13 protein-coding genes are annotated in these 14495 nt (G+C 72.5%); 5 read left to right on the plus strand and 8 right to left on the minus strand.

The genetic code is table 11. The features are described 5' to 3' along the window. The first annotated feature begins 8 nt into the window (after nucleotides 1–8). Nucleotides 9–1259 (plus strand): amidohydrolase family protein, encoded by a 1251-nt coding sequence (locus J3486_RS09905; protein ID WP_207819833.1) that lies wholly within the window; start codon nucleotides 9–11, stop codon nucleotides 1257–1259. Between the two features lie 96 nt (nucleotides 1260–1355). Further along, nucleotides 1356–1922 carry a DUF1097 domain-containing protein gene (locus tag J3486_RS09910; protein ID WP_207819834.1) on the plus strand — a complete coding sequence of 189 codons (567 nt, stop codon included), beginning with the start codon at nucleotides 1356–1358 and terminating at the stop codon, nucleotides 1920–1922. On the opposite strand, the gene J3486_RS09915 is transcribed toward J3486_RS09910, so the two are convergent. The 4 genes from J3486_RS09915 to rpe all read right to left on the minus strand — a co-directional run bounded on the left by J3486_RS09915 (nucleotide 1879) and on the right by rpe (nucleotide 4467). Then, the gene (locus tag J3486_RS09915) at nucleotides 1879–2196 is read right to left on the minus strand and encodes a barstar family protein (protein ID WP_207819835.1); all 318 of its coding nucleotides are present in this window, start codon (nucleotides 2194–2196) and stop codon (nucleotides 1879–1881) included. The two genes, J3486_RS09910 and J3486_RS09915, sit on opposite strands and share 44 nt — an antisense overlap. Next, the gene (locus J3486_RS09920; RefSeq protein WP_207820268.1) at nucleotides 2193–2540 is read right to left on the minus strand and encodes a ribonuclease domain-containing protein; all 348 of its coding nucleotides are present in this window, start codon (nucleotides 2538–2540) and stop codon (nucleotides 2193–2195) included. The genes J3486_RS09915 and J3486_RS09920 overlap by 4 nt, the downstream gene beginning before the upstream one ends. Nucleotides 2541–2590: 50 nt before the next feature. Further along, nucleotides 2591–3574 (minus strand): sugar-binding transcriptional regulator, encoded by a 984-nt coding sequence (locus J3486_RS09925; protein ID WP_207820269.1) that lies wholly within the window; start codon nucleotides 3572–3574, stop codon nucleotides 2591–2593. A gap of 206 nt (nucleotides 3575–3780) precedes the next feature. Then, nucleotides 3781–4467: a ribulose-phosphate 3-epimerase gene (gene rpe / locus J3486_RS09930; protein ID WP_207819836.1), complete on the minus strand. Its 687-nt coding sequence runs from the start codon at nucleotides 4465–4467 to the stop codon at nucleotides 3781–3783. 137 nt (nucleotides 4468–4604) lie between these two features. Here rpe and J3486_RS09935 point away from each other — a divergent pair, with 137 nt between their 5' ends. Further along, a complete protein-coding gene (locus tag J3486_RS09935) occupies nucleotides 4605–6743 on the plus strand; it encodes an MMPL family transporter (protein WP_207819837.1) in 2139 nt (712 codons plus the stop codon). 58 nt (nucleotides 6744–6801) lie between these two features. On the opposite strand, the gene J3486_RS09940 is transcribed toward J3486_RS09935, so the two are convergent. Both J3486_RS09940 and fmt read right to left on the minus strand, forming a co-directional pair. Next, nucleotides 6802–8259, minus strand: coding sequence for an RsmB/NOP family class I SAM-dependent RNA methyltransferase (locus tag J3486_RS09940; protein WP_207819838.1), 1458 nt, complete (start codon nucleotides 8257–8259; stop codon nucleotides 6802–6804). Nucleotides 8260–8362: 103 nt separating this feature from the next. After that, nucleotides 8363–9292: a methionyl-tRNA formyltransferase gene (gene fmt, locus J3486_RS09945; protein ID WP_207819839.1), complete on the minus strand. Its 930-nt coding sequence runs from the start codon at nucleotides 9290–9292 to the stop codon at nucleotides 8363–8365. 277 nt (nucleotides 9293–9569) lie between these two features. Here fmt and J3486_RS09950 point away from each other — a divergent pair, with 277 nt between their 5' ends. Then, nucleotides 9570–10118 (plus strand): hypothetical protein, encoded by a 549-nt coding sequence (locus J3486_RS09950; protein ID WP_207819840.1) that lies wholly within the window; start codon nucleotides 9570–9572, stop codon nucleotides 10116–10118. A gap of 91 nt (nucleotides 10119–10209) precedes the next feature. On the opposite strand, the gene J3486_RS09955 is transcribed toward J3486_RS09950, so the two are convergent. Next, complete coding sequence (locus J3486_RS09955; protein ID WP_207819841.1) at nucleotides 10210–12351, minus strand: primosomal protein N'; 2142 nt, start codon at nucleotides 12349–12351, stop codon at nucleotides 10210–10212. A 71-nt stretch (nucleotides 12352–12422) separates the two neighbouring features. On the opposite strand from J3486_RS09955, the gene J3486_RS09960 reads away from it, so the two are divergent. Then, entirely contained in the window at nucleotides 12423–13211 is a 789-nt protein-coding gene (locus tag J3486_RS09960) for a S1 RNA-binding domain-containing protein (RefSeq protein WP_207819842.1), read from the plus strand. Between the two features lie 66 nt (nucleotides 13212–13277). Here the strand turns inward: J3486_RS09960 and metK are convergent, their stop codons facing one another. After that, the gene (metK, locus tag J3486_RS09965) at nucleotides 13278–14486 is read right to left on the minus strand and encodes a methionine adenosyltransferase (RefSeq protein WP_207819843.1); all 1209 of its coding nucleotides are present in this window, start codon (nucleotides 14484–14486) and stop codon (nucleotides 13278–13280) included. Nucleotides 14487–14495: the final 9 nt, after the last annotated feature.

Genomic DNA, 14495 nt, shown 5'->3' on the forward strand with positions numbered 1-14495 from the left:
CGCTCCGCATGCACCGCCTGATCCTGCGCAGGGCCCGCGTCGAGCACGCGGCGGCCCCCTGCGACGTCCTCATCACGGACGGAGTCGTCCGCACCGTGGGCACCGTCCCCGACGCGGAGCCCGGCCGGAGCATCGACTGCGCGGGCCGCATCGTCCTGCCCGGCTTCGTGGAGCCCCATCTGCACCTGGACAAGGCCCTGCTGGACGGCGTCCGGCCGAACCCCGACGGCACCCTGGCCGGCGCCATCGCCGTCACCGGCGAACTGAAGCGGGCCTTCACCCACGCCGACGTACGCGACCGCTCCCGCACCGTCCTCGAAACGGCGATCCGCAACGGCACGACCCTGATCCGCGCCCACCCCGACGTCGATCCCGTCGCGGGTCTCCTCGGCGTCGAGGTGCTGCTCGAACTGCGCGAGGAGTACCGGCAGTTGGTGGACCTCCAGATCGTGGCGTTCCCGCAGGAGGGCGTCTTCCGCTCCCCCGGTACGGAGAAGCTCCTGACCGCCGCGCTCGCCGCGGGCGCGGACGTCGTCGGCGGCTGCCCCTACAACGAGGACTCACTCGCCGATTCCCACCGCCACGTCGAGCTCGTCCTGGACCTGGCCGCCGCGCACGGTCTCCCGGCGGATCTGCACGCCGACTTCGCGGACGACGCGAGCGATCCCCGGTACGCGCTCGCCGAGTTCATCGCCGAGCAGACCGTGCGCCGCGGCCTGTCGGGGCGGGTGACCCTGGGCCACGCCACCTCGCTCGCGGGCCGCCCGCCGGCCGACCGGGCCCGCGCGCTCACCGCGCTCGCCGAGGCGGGCGTCGCCGTCGTCCCGCTGCCCGCCACGGACCTGCACCTGGGCGGCCGCCACGACACCACGGCCACCCGCCGCGGCATCGCACCGGTCCGCGAACTCTGGGACGCGGGGGTGCTCGTCTCCTGCTCCTCGAACAACATCCGCAACGCGTTCACCCCGTACGGCAGCGCCGACGCCCTGGACACGGCGCTGCTGCTCGCCCAGACCGGCCATCTGTCGGGTCCCGCCGACCTGTCCCGCGTCCTGCGCATGATCACGTACGACGCGGCCCGCGTGACCGGCGCCGACGGCGACTACGGCGTCCGGCCCGGCGCCCGCGCCGACCTGGTGGTCCTGGACTCGACGACGTACGACGACATCGTGCTCGACCGCCCCGACCGCGCCTACGTGATCAAGGCGGGCCGGGTGGTGGCCCGCACCACCCGCACGACCGAACTCCTGCACCCGTAGCGCCACCCGCCCCGTCCGCACCTCCCGTACTCCCGCACCCGCACCCGCACGGCACCCGCGCACCCATCCACCCCTCCCCTCCGCCAAGGAGTCCCCATGCGCGAACGCCTCCCGCACGAAATCGTCGCCTCCGTACTCGCCGGTCTCACGGCGTTCATCGGTGGCAACGCGCTCCATCTGCCGCCCTGGGCGATCTTCATCTCCTGGGCGGGCACGTTCCTGCTGGGCGGTCCGAGCCTGGCCAACGCGAAGAAGCTCTGGTTCGCGATGCCCGCGGGCTCGACGTTCGCGCTGGTCATCGTGGTGATCGAGAACCACGCGGGCACGGCGTTCGGCGACGGCCAGTGGGCCCGCAACGCGTTCCAGGCGCTGGTCATCCTGGTCGTCAACAGCGCCCTGATGTACGCGGGCCGGCTCAAGGCCCTCGCCCTGATCCCGGGCATGTTCTTCGGCTTCGCCAGCTACTTCGCCACGTACTACGGCGGCTTCGGCCACAACCCCGGAAATGTCTGGGTGGCCTGGCTGAGCGTCGTCGCCATGAACGCCCTGGGCCCGGTCTTCGCCTATCTGTCGACGAAGCTGACGTTCGCGACGGCGGCGGCCACCGACGCGGACGCGGCTACGGCAGGTCAGGAAGCGCGCCGAGCGCCAGCGCCACAGTGACCGCGTCGGCCTGCTCAAAGATCTCCTGGGCGATCTCCCACTGTTCGGGCGCCCGCCTGGCGTACTCCCGCCATCCGCCGACGACGAGCACCAGCCGCTCGGCGCCCTGGGGCAACTGCCCGGGGTCGCCGAGTGCGTCGGCGAGCGCGTCCCAGTTCCGCCCGAACCAGTCGGGCAGGTCGAGGGCGGCGGCGCAGCGGTCCATGAAGGCGGCCTTGTCGGCGACCCCTTCGAGGTCGAGGACCCGCATCGCCCAGTCGCCGGTCCCGCTCATCGCAGCACTTCCTTGAACGACTCGTAGTGGTCGGCGGTGTAGTACGTCTCGTCGCCTTCCCCGGTGACGATGCGCCGCGCACCTCGGTCGCGCGAGCCCGGGGTCGGCACGGTGTACTCGTGGTAGTACCCGCGCCGGTGCTGGGGCAGTTTCCGCTCGTAGTTGCCGAAGACGCTGCCGTCCTTCTCGTACGGGAACGGACCGCCCTTGTCGATCAGAGCGAGCGTGCGCCGCGCCTCGACGGGCAGCCGGCTCTCCCGCACGGTGGCCATGCCGGAGTCGGCGCACCCGACGAGCAGCGCACCACAGACGAGCAGCAGACACAGCAGACGACGCACCACGATCAAGCCCCTCGAACGTCAGCCGGCGGGGTCCGGGGCGGAGCCCCGCGATCTCACACCCCGTCCGGGTCGGCCCTCTGCAGCGCGGGTTTCGGCGTGGGCCCGGCGGTCAACAGGAAATCCGCGGCCGACGTGTCGGTGACCAGGCTGGTCACGAGACCCGACCGCAGCACGGCGTCGATGGCGGCGGCCTTGCGCTGCCCGCCCGCGATCGCCACGACCTCCGGTATCCGCCGCAGCCGGTCCGCCTCGACCGTGATGCAGCGCTCGCCCAGGTCACGCCCGACCCGGCGGCCCTGCGCGTCGAAGAGGTGGGCCGACATCTCGGCGGCGACACCGAGCGACGCGTAGTGCGCGCGCTCCTCGTCGCTGAGCATGTCGTGCACCGTGGAGATGCCCGGCTCCCAGGAGCCGATGGACACGCAGGCCACGGTGACCTTGTCGAAGTACTCGAAGGCGCGGGCGATCCCGGTCTGGTTGCGCAGCGCCTCCGCGGTCGCGGCGTCCGGGAGCAGCATCGGTGCGTAGATCGGGTGCGCGTCGCCGCCGGAGACCTGCGCGGCACGCCGCACGGCCTCCACGGAGCCGCGCTCCGCCGTCCCGGCGTCGTACACACCGGTCAGCTGCACGACGGTGCACGGCGGGAGCCGGTCGAGCGCCGCCGCCATGTGGATGGTGGAGCGACCCCAGGCGAGGCCGAGCACATCGCCCTCGGTGACGAGCTCGCCGAGCAGGTCGGCGGCGACCTCGCCGAGGTTCTCGGGGTCGGGCGACTCCTCGGCCTCGGCAGGCGACTCCACGACCACCACGTGCCGCAGGCCGTAGCGGGCACGCAGCGCGTCGGAGCGCTCGGCGTCCAGTTCGGCCGGGACCCGGATCTCGATGCGCACGAGATCCCGCTCCAGGGCCGTCTCCAGGACCCGGGCCACCTTGAAGCGGCTGACGCCGAACTCCTCGGCGATCTGGATCTTGGACTTGCCCTCGAGGTAGAAGCGACGGGCCATGGCCGCCGCCTGCATCAGCTCCGCGGGTCCCATCCGCAGGGCTGCGCGTCCCGCCGACGTTGCGGACACGGCGATCTCCTCACTGCTCTTCTTCACGACTCACACGACAACACTGGACACAAGCACGCGTACCGCGCCCACTGCACACACTTCTGTTCACAACCTGGATACGCCGTTCATCCTTGCAGATCCGGCGGGCTTGATCAGCCCTGATGGGACGGCGTTCATGTATCCGTGGCTCAGTGGTCGCACGCCCAGCTCGCGGACGTGGTCGCCCCCGTCGCCTGGTCGCGCAGCGCACGGACCGCCTCGGCCGGGTCCTTCGCCCCGTATACGGCCGAACCGGCGACGAACACGTCGGCGCCGGCTTCCGCGCACCGCTCGATGGTGGACGCGGAGACACCGCCGTCGACCTGCAGCCACAGCTCAAGCCCGTGCTTGGAGATCAACTCACGCGTCCGACGGATCTTCGGCAGCATGATGTCGAGGAACGCCTGCCCACCGAAACCGGGCTCAACCGTCATGATCAGCAGCATGTCGAGCTCGGGGAGCAGGTCCTCGTACGGCTCGATGGGCGTCGCCGGCTTGAGCGCCATGGAGGCGCGGGCGCCCTTGGCGCGGATCTCCCGGGCGAGACGGACCGGCGCGTGGGCGGCCTCCGCGTGGAAGGTGACGGATCCGGCCCCCGCTTCGACGTACTGCGGTGCCCAGCGATCGGGGTCCTCGATCATCAGGTGGCAGTCCAGCGGGGTGTCCGTCGCCCGCGCCAGCGACTCTACGATCGGCACGCCCAGCGTGAGGTTCGGGACGAAGTGGTTGTCCATGACGTCGACGTGGAGCCAGTCGGCGCCTTCGACAGCCTTCGCCTCGTCGGCGAGGCGGGCGAAGTCCGCGGAGAGGATGCTGGGGTTGATCTGAACGGCCATGCCCCAAGACTGCCATGCCCACGGCCGCTTTCCCGCCTCGGTCTGGACCAGTCCCGCATACCGATGCCGAGCCGTGCCCTGCCGTGCCATTCTGGGCGGCCACGACAGGTACCGCGCACGACGCAGCGGGGGGCGCCATGGCGGACGTACCGGACACCGGGGCACGGCGGCACGGGGTGGCCCGGCTGGTGTGCGGACGGCGCAGCAAGTGGCTGGTGCTCGTGCTGTGGCTGGTGATCATCGTCGGTACATCCCCGTTCGCCCGGAAACTCACGGACGCGCAGGACAACGACGCGCAGTCGTGGCTGCCCGGCTCCGCCGAGTCCACCCAGGTCCTCGACCTCTCGAAGGACTTCAGGCCGGAGACGATCCCGGCCGTGGTGATCTACGCGCGCGAGGGCGGCCTCACCGCGGCCGACCGGGCCCGGATCGTCACGGACGCGCGCGAGATCAGGCAGCTCAGCGATCACGGGCTGCGCGGTTCGCAGACCCAGGGACCGGTCTTCGACCAGAAGGTGCGGCCGTCGGCGGCGCAGATCTACGTGCCCGTGACCATGGACGCGAAGGGCTGGGAGCGGATCGCGCCCGCGGTGGACTCGATCCGTGACCGCACGGGCCGGTCGACGGCCGGACTCGCCGTTCACATCACCGGACCCGGCGGCACCTCGGCCGACTTCTCCAAGGCGTTCGAGGGCATCGACTCCACCCTGCTGCTGTCGGCACTCGGCATCGTGATCGTGATCCTGCTGTTCACGTACCGCAGTCCCACGTTGCTGCTGGTGCCCGTGGTGAGCGTGGTGGCTGCGCTGTTCACGGCGCAGGCGCTGATCTATCTGCTGGCCAAGCACGCGGGGTTGACCGTGAACGGCCAGAGCGCGGGCATCCTCACCGTCCTCGTCTTCGGCGCGGGGACGGACTACGCCCTGCTCCTCGTCGCCCGCTACCGGGAGGAGCTGCGCCGGCACGAGGACCGGCACGCGGCGATGGCGCTCGCGCTGCACCGGGCGGGCCCGGCCGTCCTCGCCTCGGGCGCCACGGTGGTCCTGAGCATGCTGGTGCTGCTGACGGCCGACATGAACTCGACGCGCGGCCTCGGCCCGGTCGCCGCGATCGGGGTCGCCGTCGGCCTGTCCGCGATGCTGACGCTCTTCCCGGCCCTGCTGGTGATCTTCGGGCGCTGGATCTTCTGGCCGGCGATCCCGCACATGGGGAGCGAGGAGCCCACGGTGCGCGGCTTCTGGGCGCGCACGGGACGCCGTATCGCGCGCCGCCCGCGGTTGGTGTGGAGCGCGACGGCCCTGGCGCTCGCGCTGCTCTCGCTGGGCCTGATCCAGTTGCGGGCGGCGGGGATCAGCAACGCCGACTCGTTCACGAACAAGCCGGACTCGATCGTGGGCCAGGAGGTGTCGGCGCGGTACTTCCCCGCGGGCACCGGCGACCCGCTCGTCATCGTCGCGAACCAGGGACGGGCCGGCCAGGTCAAGCGTGCCGTCGCCGGTACCGACGGCGTCGTACGACGGAGCGTGACCGTGCCGCCGAACACCAAGCCCGTGGCCGGCGGCCGGGTCCTGTTCGAGGCGACGACCAGCGCCCCCTCCGACAGCCAGGCGGCCCGTGACACCGTCTCCCGGGTGCGCGACGCGGTGCACGCCGTGCCGGGCGCGGACGCCGAGGTGGGCGGCGGGCCCGCGGCCCTGCTCGACATGGACCGTGCCACGACGCACGACAACAAGCTGGTGATCCCGCTGGTCCTGGCGGTCGTCCTGCTGATCCTGGGGCTGCTGCTGCGTGCCCTGATCGCGCCGCTGCTGCTGATCGGGACGGTCGTGCTGTCCTTCGCGGCGGCGCTCGGCATCAGTGCGCTCGCCTTCCGCCACGTCTTCGACTACGCGGGCGAGGGCACGGACTTCCCGCTGTTCGTCTTCGTGTTCCTGGTGGCGCTCGGCATCGACTACAACATCTTCCTCACGACCCGCATCCGCGAGGAGGCGATCCGGCAGGGCACACGCCCCGGCGTCGTCACGGGCCTGGCCGCGACCGGTGCGGTGATCACCTCGGCGGGCCTGGTCCTGGCGGGCACGTTCGCGGCCCTCGGCACACTGCCGATGGTGGCCTTCGCCGAGATCGGCTTCGCGGTGGCGCTCGGCGTGCTGCTCGACACGTTCGTGGTGCGGTCGATCCTGGTGACGTCGCTGTTCCTGGACGCGGGGCGCAGGGTGTGGTGGCCGCACGCGCTGTCGCGGCCGGACCATGAAGCAAGCCCGTCCGGCGATTGAGGACCGGGCCCGGGACAGAGCCCCGGAACGCTTCGGCCACCCACGCCCCGCACGCCCGCTACGAGGTCCGCCGGATCAACGCCAGATACATCGCATCGGTCCCGTGCAGATGCGGCCACAACTGCACATCGGGCCCGTCCCCGAGCCCCGGCACACCCTCCAACATCGGCCGCGCGTCGATGAGTTCGGCCCCGCCGAACGCCTTCAGCGCGTCGTCGACGACGGCCCGCGTCTCGGCGAGGTGCGGCGAGCACGTCGCGTACCCCACGACACCGCCGACCCGCACCGACTCAAGTGCCGTACGCAGCAAGGACCGTTGCAGCGGACCGAACCCGTCGAGGTCCTCGGGCCGCCGCCGCCAGCGCGCCTCGGGCCGGCGCCGCAGCGCGCCAAGTCCCGTACAGGGAACGTCCATCAGCACCCGGTCGAAGGAGCCGGGACGCCACGGCGGCCGCGTCCCGTCCGCCGCGATCACCTGGTACGGGCCCGGGTTGCCGTCGAGCGCCTTGGCGACGAGCCCGGCCCGGTGCGGCTGCTTCTCGGAGGCGAGCAGCACGGCCCCGCGCTCGGAGGCGAGCCCGGCCAGCATCGCGGCCTTGCCGCCCGGCCCCGCGCACCCGTCGAGCCACTTCTCGTCGGGGCCCTCCAGCGGAGCGTTCGCCAGCGCAAGCGCGACCAGCTGGCTGCCCTCGTCCTGCACACCCGCACGCCCGGTCCGCACGATGTCGAGCGCCCCCGGCTCACCGCCCTCGGCGAGCCGCACCGCGTACGGGGACCAGCGCCCCGGCAGCCCGGAATCCTCGCCCACCTCGGCGAGGACGGCCTCGGCCGTGGTCCGCCCGGGACGCGCGACGAGCGTCACCTCCGGCCGCTCGTTGTCGGCCTCCAGCAGGTCCTCGATGCCGGCACGCCCGCCGCCGAGCGCGTCCCACAGCGCGGACACGACCCATCGCGGATGCGAATGAACCACGGCCAGGTGGTCCTCGGGATCCTCGTCGTAGGGCGGCGCGACCCGCTCCAGCCAGCCGTCGAGATCGTCCTGCGAGACCTTGCGCAGCACCGCGTTGACGAACTTGGCCCGCCCGTCACCGAGCACGACCCGCGCCAGCTCGACGGAGGCGGACACGGCGGCGTGCGTCGGGATCCGCGTGCCGAGCAGCTGGTGCACACCGAGGTTCAGCACGTCCAGGACCGGCGGGTCGACCTCGCGCAGCGGCCGGTCGATGCAGGCCGCGACGATCGCGTCGTACGTGCCCTGGCGGCGCAGCGTCCCGTAGACGAGCTCGGTGGCGAGCGCCGCGTCCCGCCCGTCGAACTTGTCGGGCCCCTCCTTCTCCCGGGCCTTGCGCAGCAGCGGGGGCAGCACGAGGTTCGCGTACGCGTCCCGCTCGTCGACCGCGCGCAGCGCCTCGAAGGCGAGGATGCGCACGGGGTCCTTCTTCGGGCGACGGTGGGGCTTGCCGGGCTTACCGCTCTGACCGGGGTTCCGGGAAGGCCGCTTGGGCTGGTCGTTCAAAGGTGCTCCGCTGGTGGGGTCGTACGGGCGCTACGCGAAGGACGCACGCCGGAATGAACCCTCCCAGCGTACGTCCCGGCACCGTCACGGACCCTCGCGGGCCTCAGCCGAGGCGCTCGCCCGCGGCGATCCGCACGCCGCGCGCCCAGTCGGCAGCGGCCATCGGCTTCTTGCCCTGGGCCTGCACCCACAGCAGCTCCACGGCGTGCGAGCCGGTGCCCACGTGCAGATTCTTCTTGCCGACGCTCAGCTCGCCGGGCGCCAGATCCGTGCGGTCCGGGGCCGGGACGGCCGAGCGCACCTTGAGCCGCTCACCGCGGAACTCGGTCCACGCGCCGGGCGCGGGCGTGCAGCCGCGCACCACGCGGTCGACGCGCAGCGCGGGCGCGGCCCAGTCGATGCGGGCGTCCTCGACGGTGATCTTCGGCGCGAGGGAGATGCCGTCGGCGGGCTGCGGCACGGCCTGGAGGGAGCCGTCCGCGATGCCGTCCATGGTCGCGACGAGCAGCCCGGCGCCCGCGAACGCGAGCCGGGTCAGCAGGTCACCGCTGGTGTCGGTGGACCGGACCGCTTCGGTCACCGTGCCGTAGACGGGACCGGAGTCGAGTCCCTCCTCGATCAGGAAGGTGGAGGCACCCGTGATCTCGTCGCCGGCCATGACCGCGTGCTGCACCGGCGCCGCCCCGCGCCAGGCGGGCAGCAGCGAGAAGTGCAGATTGACCCAGCCGCGGGCGGGCACGTCGAGCGCGATCTTCGGAAGCAGCGCGCCGTAGGCGACGACCGGGCAGCAGTCCGGGCCGATCTCGCGCAGCCGCGCCAGGAAGTCCTCGTCGCGCGGCTTGGCGGGCTTGAGCACCTCGATGCCCGCCTCCTCGGCCCGCTCGGCGACCGGGCTCGCGACCAGGCGACGGCCGCGCCCCGCGGGGGCGTCGGGCCGGGTGACGACCGCGGCGACCTCGTGCTTGTCGGAGGCGATCAGGGCGTCCAGGGCGGGAACGGCGACCTCGGGGGTGCCGGCGAAGACGAGCTTCATCGGTGACTGACAGCCTCTCGGGGCGGGGTGACGGGCAGCGCACCAGTCTATGGCGGTCGCGCCGCGGCCACGCATGGGGCGCACGCCCGAACGTGCGCCCTGCGCATATGCGGATACGCCCGAACAGCGTGACCCCTCACCGTATGGCGCGTTGGTCAAGAAAGAGTTGACCAGTCAACGGGCCGCAATCACTCGATCGTCGTCACAACCAGTCGCCGTTCGGTGCATGACCGGCCCCATCCTTTTCATTTTCATCGCCGGTTCGAGAGGCTTGTAAATGGCCGACCACGCAACCCACGACGCCCAGGCACGGGCCAGCCTGCACCTGCTGGTGCGGGACATCGAGCGGGTCCGACGGCAGGTGGACGCACTGCGCACCCTCACCGCACAGCTCGGCAACGTGTACCGCCCGCGCCGCTCCGGCCCCTCCGCGGGCTTCGTCGTCTACGGCAGGGCGCCCGCCCCGACCGTCCGTCTCGCCCAGGAACTGCGGGACAGCGTCGAGACTCTGGTGACAGCAGCCGTGGACTTCGACCGCTCGCTGGGGTTCTCGTGGGACGCGGTGGGCTCCGCGCTCGGAGTCACCAAGCAGGCGGTGCACCGCCGTTACGGGGCGCGCAGGGCCGCCACCCAGGCCGCCGCCGAGGCCGAGCGGGGTGCCGAGGCCCAGGCGGCCACCGCGGCGCGGCCGCCGCTGCCGATGGGCACGGGCCCGCTGCCTTCGGTGCCCGCCGCCCGCTCCATGCCGACGCAGCCGACGGCGGGCAGCTCCGTCCTGCGCGAGGAGGTGCGCCCCAGCGCGTTCCCCGGACCGCGCAACGGCTGAGCCGAGCCGCGTCCGCTGCCTCCCCGCGCGTCAAGTGCGGGGAGGCAGCGGCATGTTGACGCTCCCGCGTCAGGGGACGCTTGACGCCGGGTCACCCGATGTCGAGGGGATCCACCCGTACTCGTACGGGTTCGGTCCCGCCCTTGGCCATCCGCGCGGCCTGCGCCTGCTTCAGGGCGCCGGCGAGAGCGGCGCCACGGCCCGGCGGGACGCGCACCAGCGCACGCTCCCAGTGCTCACCCGGGGGCGGCGCCCCGGGCCGCCGGGTCCCGCCCCCGCCGCTCTCCGGCACCGGCACGGGCCCCAACACCTCGGCCTCGACCGGCAGTTCAACGGCTCCGAGGAACCCGGCGAGCGCCTCCGGCGTCCCGCTGACCGCCGCCATCCGCGACACCGGCGGGAACCCGAGCTCGGCCCGGTCGGCGAGTTCGCGCACGGCGTGCCCCACCGGGTCCCAACGGACGAGCGCCTGCACGGGGCGCAGGGTCGGCTCGGCCACGACGACGACGGTGCCGCCCACTTCCTGGGGCCGGACGAGCGCGGACGCGGCGATCCACCGCCGCAGCGCGTCCTCACCGGCCCGCAGATCGGGCCGGCCCAGCATCGCCCAGCCGTCAAGCAGCAGCGCGGCGGCGTATCCGCCCTCGGCGACGGGCTCGGCCCCCGGTGTACTGACGACAAGAGCCGGAGCTCCCGCGACCGTGTCGAGAACCTGCTCCCGCCCGGACGTCCGTACGGGCACGGCGGGAAACGCCCGCCCGAGCTCCTCGGCGGTCCGCCGCGCGCCCACCACCTGGGCCCGCAGCCGCGTCCCCCCGCACTCGGCGCACTGCCACGCCGCCTCCTCGCGCCCGCACCAGCCACAGGCGAGCACCCCGGTGGCCTCGCGCGCCTCCAGCGGCCCGGCGCACGTCCGGCAGCGTGCGGGCTCCCGGCAGCGCTGGCAGGCGAGCCGGGGCACGTAGCCGCGGCGCGGCACCTGTACGAGCACGGGCCCTTCCCGCAGCGCCTTGCGCGCCACCTCCCAGGCCACGCTCGGCAAACGGGCGGCCCGGGCGGCTTCGTCGCGGGCGAGATCGAGATCGCCCACGGTCCGCACCAGCGGAGCGACGCGCCGCACTTCCTCCCTCGGGGCGGCGATGGCGGCGGCCCATCCACTGCGCACGAGCTGCGCGGCCTCGACAGTGCAGCTCCAACTCCCGGCGAGGAAGGCGCACTTGTCGCGGGCGGACCGCAGCTCCAGCACCTCCCGCACATGCGGGAAAGGAGCATGGTCGTCGCTGTGATGACTGTCCCCGTCGTCCCACACGACCACGAGCCCGAGGTTCCGTACGGGCGCGAACATGGCGGCCCGGGTCCCGACGACGGCCCGTACGGCCCCGCGCCGCACGGCGAGCCACTCCGAGTACCGCCGCTGCTGTCCTGCCTCGGCGGTGAGCAGCGCATGCTGCCCCTCCCCCAGCACCTCCCGCAACGCCTGATCGACCCGCGCGGCAAGCCGCACCGTGGGCACGACGACCAGGGCCCCACGGCCGGACGCCAAGGTGGCCCGCACGGCAACGGCGATCTCCTGGGCCCACTCGGGCCCCGGCAACGCGGTCCACACGGCACGCGGCGCGCCCCCCGCCGCCAGCGAGGCGACGAAGTCGGCCCCCCGCTCGTACCGCCGCCACGACCCGGGCTCCGGCGCGCTCGGCGGTACGGGCGGCGGCGGGAACTCCCGTGCCTCGGCCTTCGCGTGCCGCGGCGGCACGGCCAGCTGCAGCACATCGGCGAGGCTCCCGGCATACCGGTCGGCGACGGCCCGCGTCAGCCCGAGAAGTTCCGCATCGAGCACGGGCTCGGGGGACAGCACCTGGGCGAGGGCAGCAAGCGGGCCCTGATACTCGGCCTCGGCCACCCGCTCGACGAGGAACCCGTCGATGAGCCCACCGCCCTCACGGCGCCCGTCCCGGACATTCTTGTTCCCCGCCCCGAACCGCACGCGAACCCGCACCCCGGGCTGCGCGACGGCATCCAGCTCCTGCGGCACCGCGTACTCGAAGTACCGGTCGAGATGCAGCACCCCCTTGTCCACGAGCACCCGCGCCACCGGCAACTCCTTGGCCAGCGCGGCCCCCCGCCAGGTCCGCGGCTTGGCCTTCGGCACCTTGGCCCGCCGCACGCTCTCCCGGATCAACGCCAGCTGCTCAGGCTCCTCGGGGGTGTCGTTCTCGCCGTTCTCGCTGCTCACAGGTGCATTCCTACCAGAGGGGACTGACAAGAGGCTGGGCCGCGAACGCGGCCGCGCCTAGGCTCCGGGCCATGTCCTCCGAAGCCACCCGACCCTTCTTGACCGGCATCACCGCCGGCGACCTCGTGACGACCACCGTCTGCGGCCTCGACGACCACGACGTGCTCGTCCGCCTGGACGGCGACCGCGCCGAGGAGGTGCTCGGCCGAATCTCCGCCCACGAACTGTCCTGGCACCGCATCGACGACGTCCCCGCTTTCGCCGTTTCGGGCCGGCGTCTCACAGCCGAGGTTCTGGGCGTCGACCGCGACAAGGGCGTGGCCCACCTGTCGTCCAAGCGCTGCGAGTACCCCGAACATCGCGACTACGTCCGTCAGGTGGAACCGGGCAGCCGACTGCACGGCTCGATCGCCAGCGTGGAGAGCTTCGGGGTCTTCGTCCGCCTGAACGGCGAGGTCCCGCACCCGGTCTTCCCGGCCACCGGCTTCATCCGCATCCCTGACCTCTCCTGGACCCACTTCGACCGCGCGGAGGACGTGGTCCGGCCGGGACAACGCGTCCACGTCGAGGTCGTCGGGCCGGATCGGTCCAACGGCGAGGTCGTCGTCTCTCTCCGCGCTCTGAAAGAAGACCCCTTGATCCGCTTCGCCGACCGCACGGGAGAGACCGTGCGCGGCCGGGTCACCAAGATCGTGCCCTTCGGCGTCTTCGTCCGCGTCTCGGACGAGGGCGTCGAGGGCCTGGTCCATGCCTCCGCCCTCACCGGCTTCCCCGGCGAGGGCGACACCCTGCACGTCAGGATCGACGAGGTCGACCTCGCGCGCCGCCGCGTGCGCCTCTCCCTCGCGTCCGCCCCTTGAGAACATCTGTGGGCCCGGCCCTCCCTAAGGAGAACCGGGCCCACAGAGCATTCCGAACCCGGGGAGCTACAGCCCCGCGGCCTTGCGCAGCGCGTCCACGCGGTCCGTCTTCTCCCACGTGAAGTCGGGCAGCGCACGCCCGAAGTGGCCGTAGGCGGCCGTCTGGGAGTAGATCGGGCGGAGCAGGTCGAGGTCGCGGATGATCGCGGCCGGACGCAGGTCGAAGACCTCGGAGATCGCGGTCTCGATCTTGTCGGTGTCGACCGTGTTCGTACCGAAGGTCTCGACGAACAGACCCACCGGCTCGGCCTTGCCGATCGCGTACGCGACCTGGACCTCGCAGCGCGCGGCGAGACCCGCGGCGACGACGTTCTTGGCGACCCAGCGCATGGCGTAGGCGGCCGAGCGGTCGACCTTGGACGGGTCCTTGCCCGAGAAGGCGCCGCCACCGTGGCGGGCGTAGCCGCCGTACGTGTCGATGATGATCTTGCGGCCGGTGAGGCCCGCGTCGCCCATCGGGCCGCCGATCTCGAAGCGGCCGGTCGGGTTCACCAGGAGGCGGTAGCCCTCGGTCTCCAGCTTGATGCCGTCCTCGACGAGCGCCTTGAGCTCCGGCTCCACGACGAACTCGCGGATGTCGGGGGCGAGGAGGGAGTCCAGGTCGATGTCCGACGCGTGCTGCGAGGAGACGACGACGGTGTCGAGGCGGACGGCCTTGTCGCCGTCGTACTCGATGGTGACCTGGGTCTTGCCGTCGGGGCGCAGGTACGGGATCGTCCCGTTCTTGCGGACCTCGGACAGGCGGCGCGACAGACGGTGCGCGAGGTGGATCGGGAGCGGCATCAGCTCCGGGGTCTCGTCGCACGCGTAGCCGAACATCAGGCCCTGGTCGCCCGCGCCCTGCTTGTCGAGCTCGTCGTCGTCGCCTTCGACACGCTTCTCGTACGCCGTGTCGACGCCCTGCGCGATGTCGGGCGACTGCGAGCCGATGGAGACCGAGACGCCGCAGGACGCGCCGTCGAAGCCCTTCTTCGACGAGTCGTAGCCGATCTCGAGGATCTTGTCGCGCACGAGCTGCGCGATCGGCGCGTACGCCTTGGTGGTCACCTCGCCGGCCACATGCACGAGGCCGGTGGTGATCAGCGTCTCGACGGCGACGCGGGACGTGGGGTCCTCGCGCAGCAGCGCGTCGAGAATGGTGTCGCTGATCTGGTCAGCGATCTTGTCGGGGTGACCCTCGGTCACGGACTCCGAGGTGAACAGGCGACGGGACACAACGCTCCC

Origin of the sequence: Streptomyces sp. VRA16 Mangrove soil, from assembly GCF_017377775.1 — a bacterium.
Taxonomy (GTDB): Bacteria; Actinomycetota; Actinomycetes; order Streptomycetales; family Streptomycetaceae; genus Streptomyces.

Coding starts and splice junctions, on each gene's coding strand:
- J3486_RS09950 (WP_207819840.1), top strand. CDS start 9,570: ATGGCCGACCACGCAACCCACGACGCCCAGGCACGGGCCAGCCTGCAC.
- fmt (WP_207819839.1), bottom strand. CDS start 9,292: ATGAAGCTCGTCTTCGCCGGCACCCCCGAGGTCGCCGTTCCCGCCCTG.
- J3486_RS09925 (WP_207820269.1), bottom strand. CDS start 3,574: ATGGGACCCGCGGAGCTGATGCAGGCGGCGGCCATGGCCCGTCGCTTC.
- J3486_RS09910 (WP_207819834.1), top strand. CDS start 1,356: ATGCGCGAACGCCTCCCGCACGAAATCGTCGCCTCCGTACTCGCCGGT.
- J3486_RS09935 (WP_207819837.1), top strand. CDS start 4,605: ATGGCGGACGTACCGGACACCGGGGCACGGCGGCACGGGGTGGCCCGG.
- rpe (WP_207819836.1), bottom strand. CDS start 4,467: ATGGCCGTTCAGATCAACCCCAGCATCCTCTCCGCGGACTTCGCCCGC.
- J3486_RS09905 (WP_207819833.1), top strand. CDS start 9: ATGCACCGCCTGATCCTGCGCAGGGCCCGCGTCGAGCACGCGGCGGCC.
- J3486_RS09960 (WP_207819842.1), top strand. CDS start 12,423: ATGTCCTCCGAAGCCACCCGACCCTTCTTGACCGGCATCACCGCCGGC.
- J3486_RS09915 (WP_207819835.1), bottom strand. CDS start 2,196: ATGAGCGGGACCGGCGACTGGGCGATGCGGGTCCTCGACCTCGAAGGG.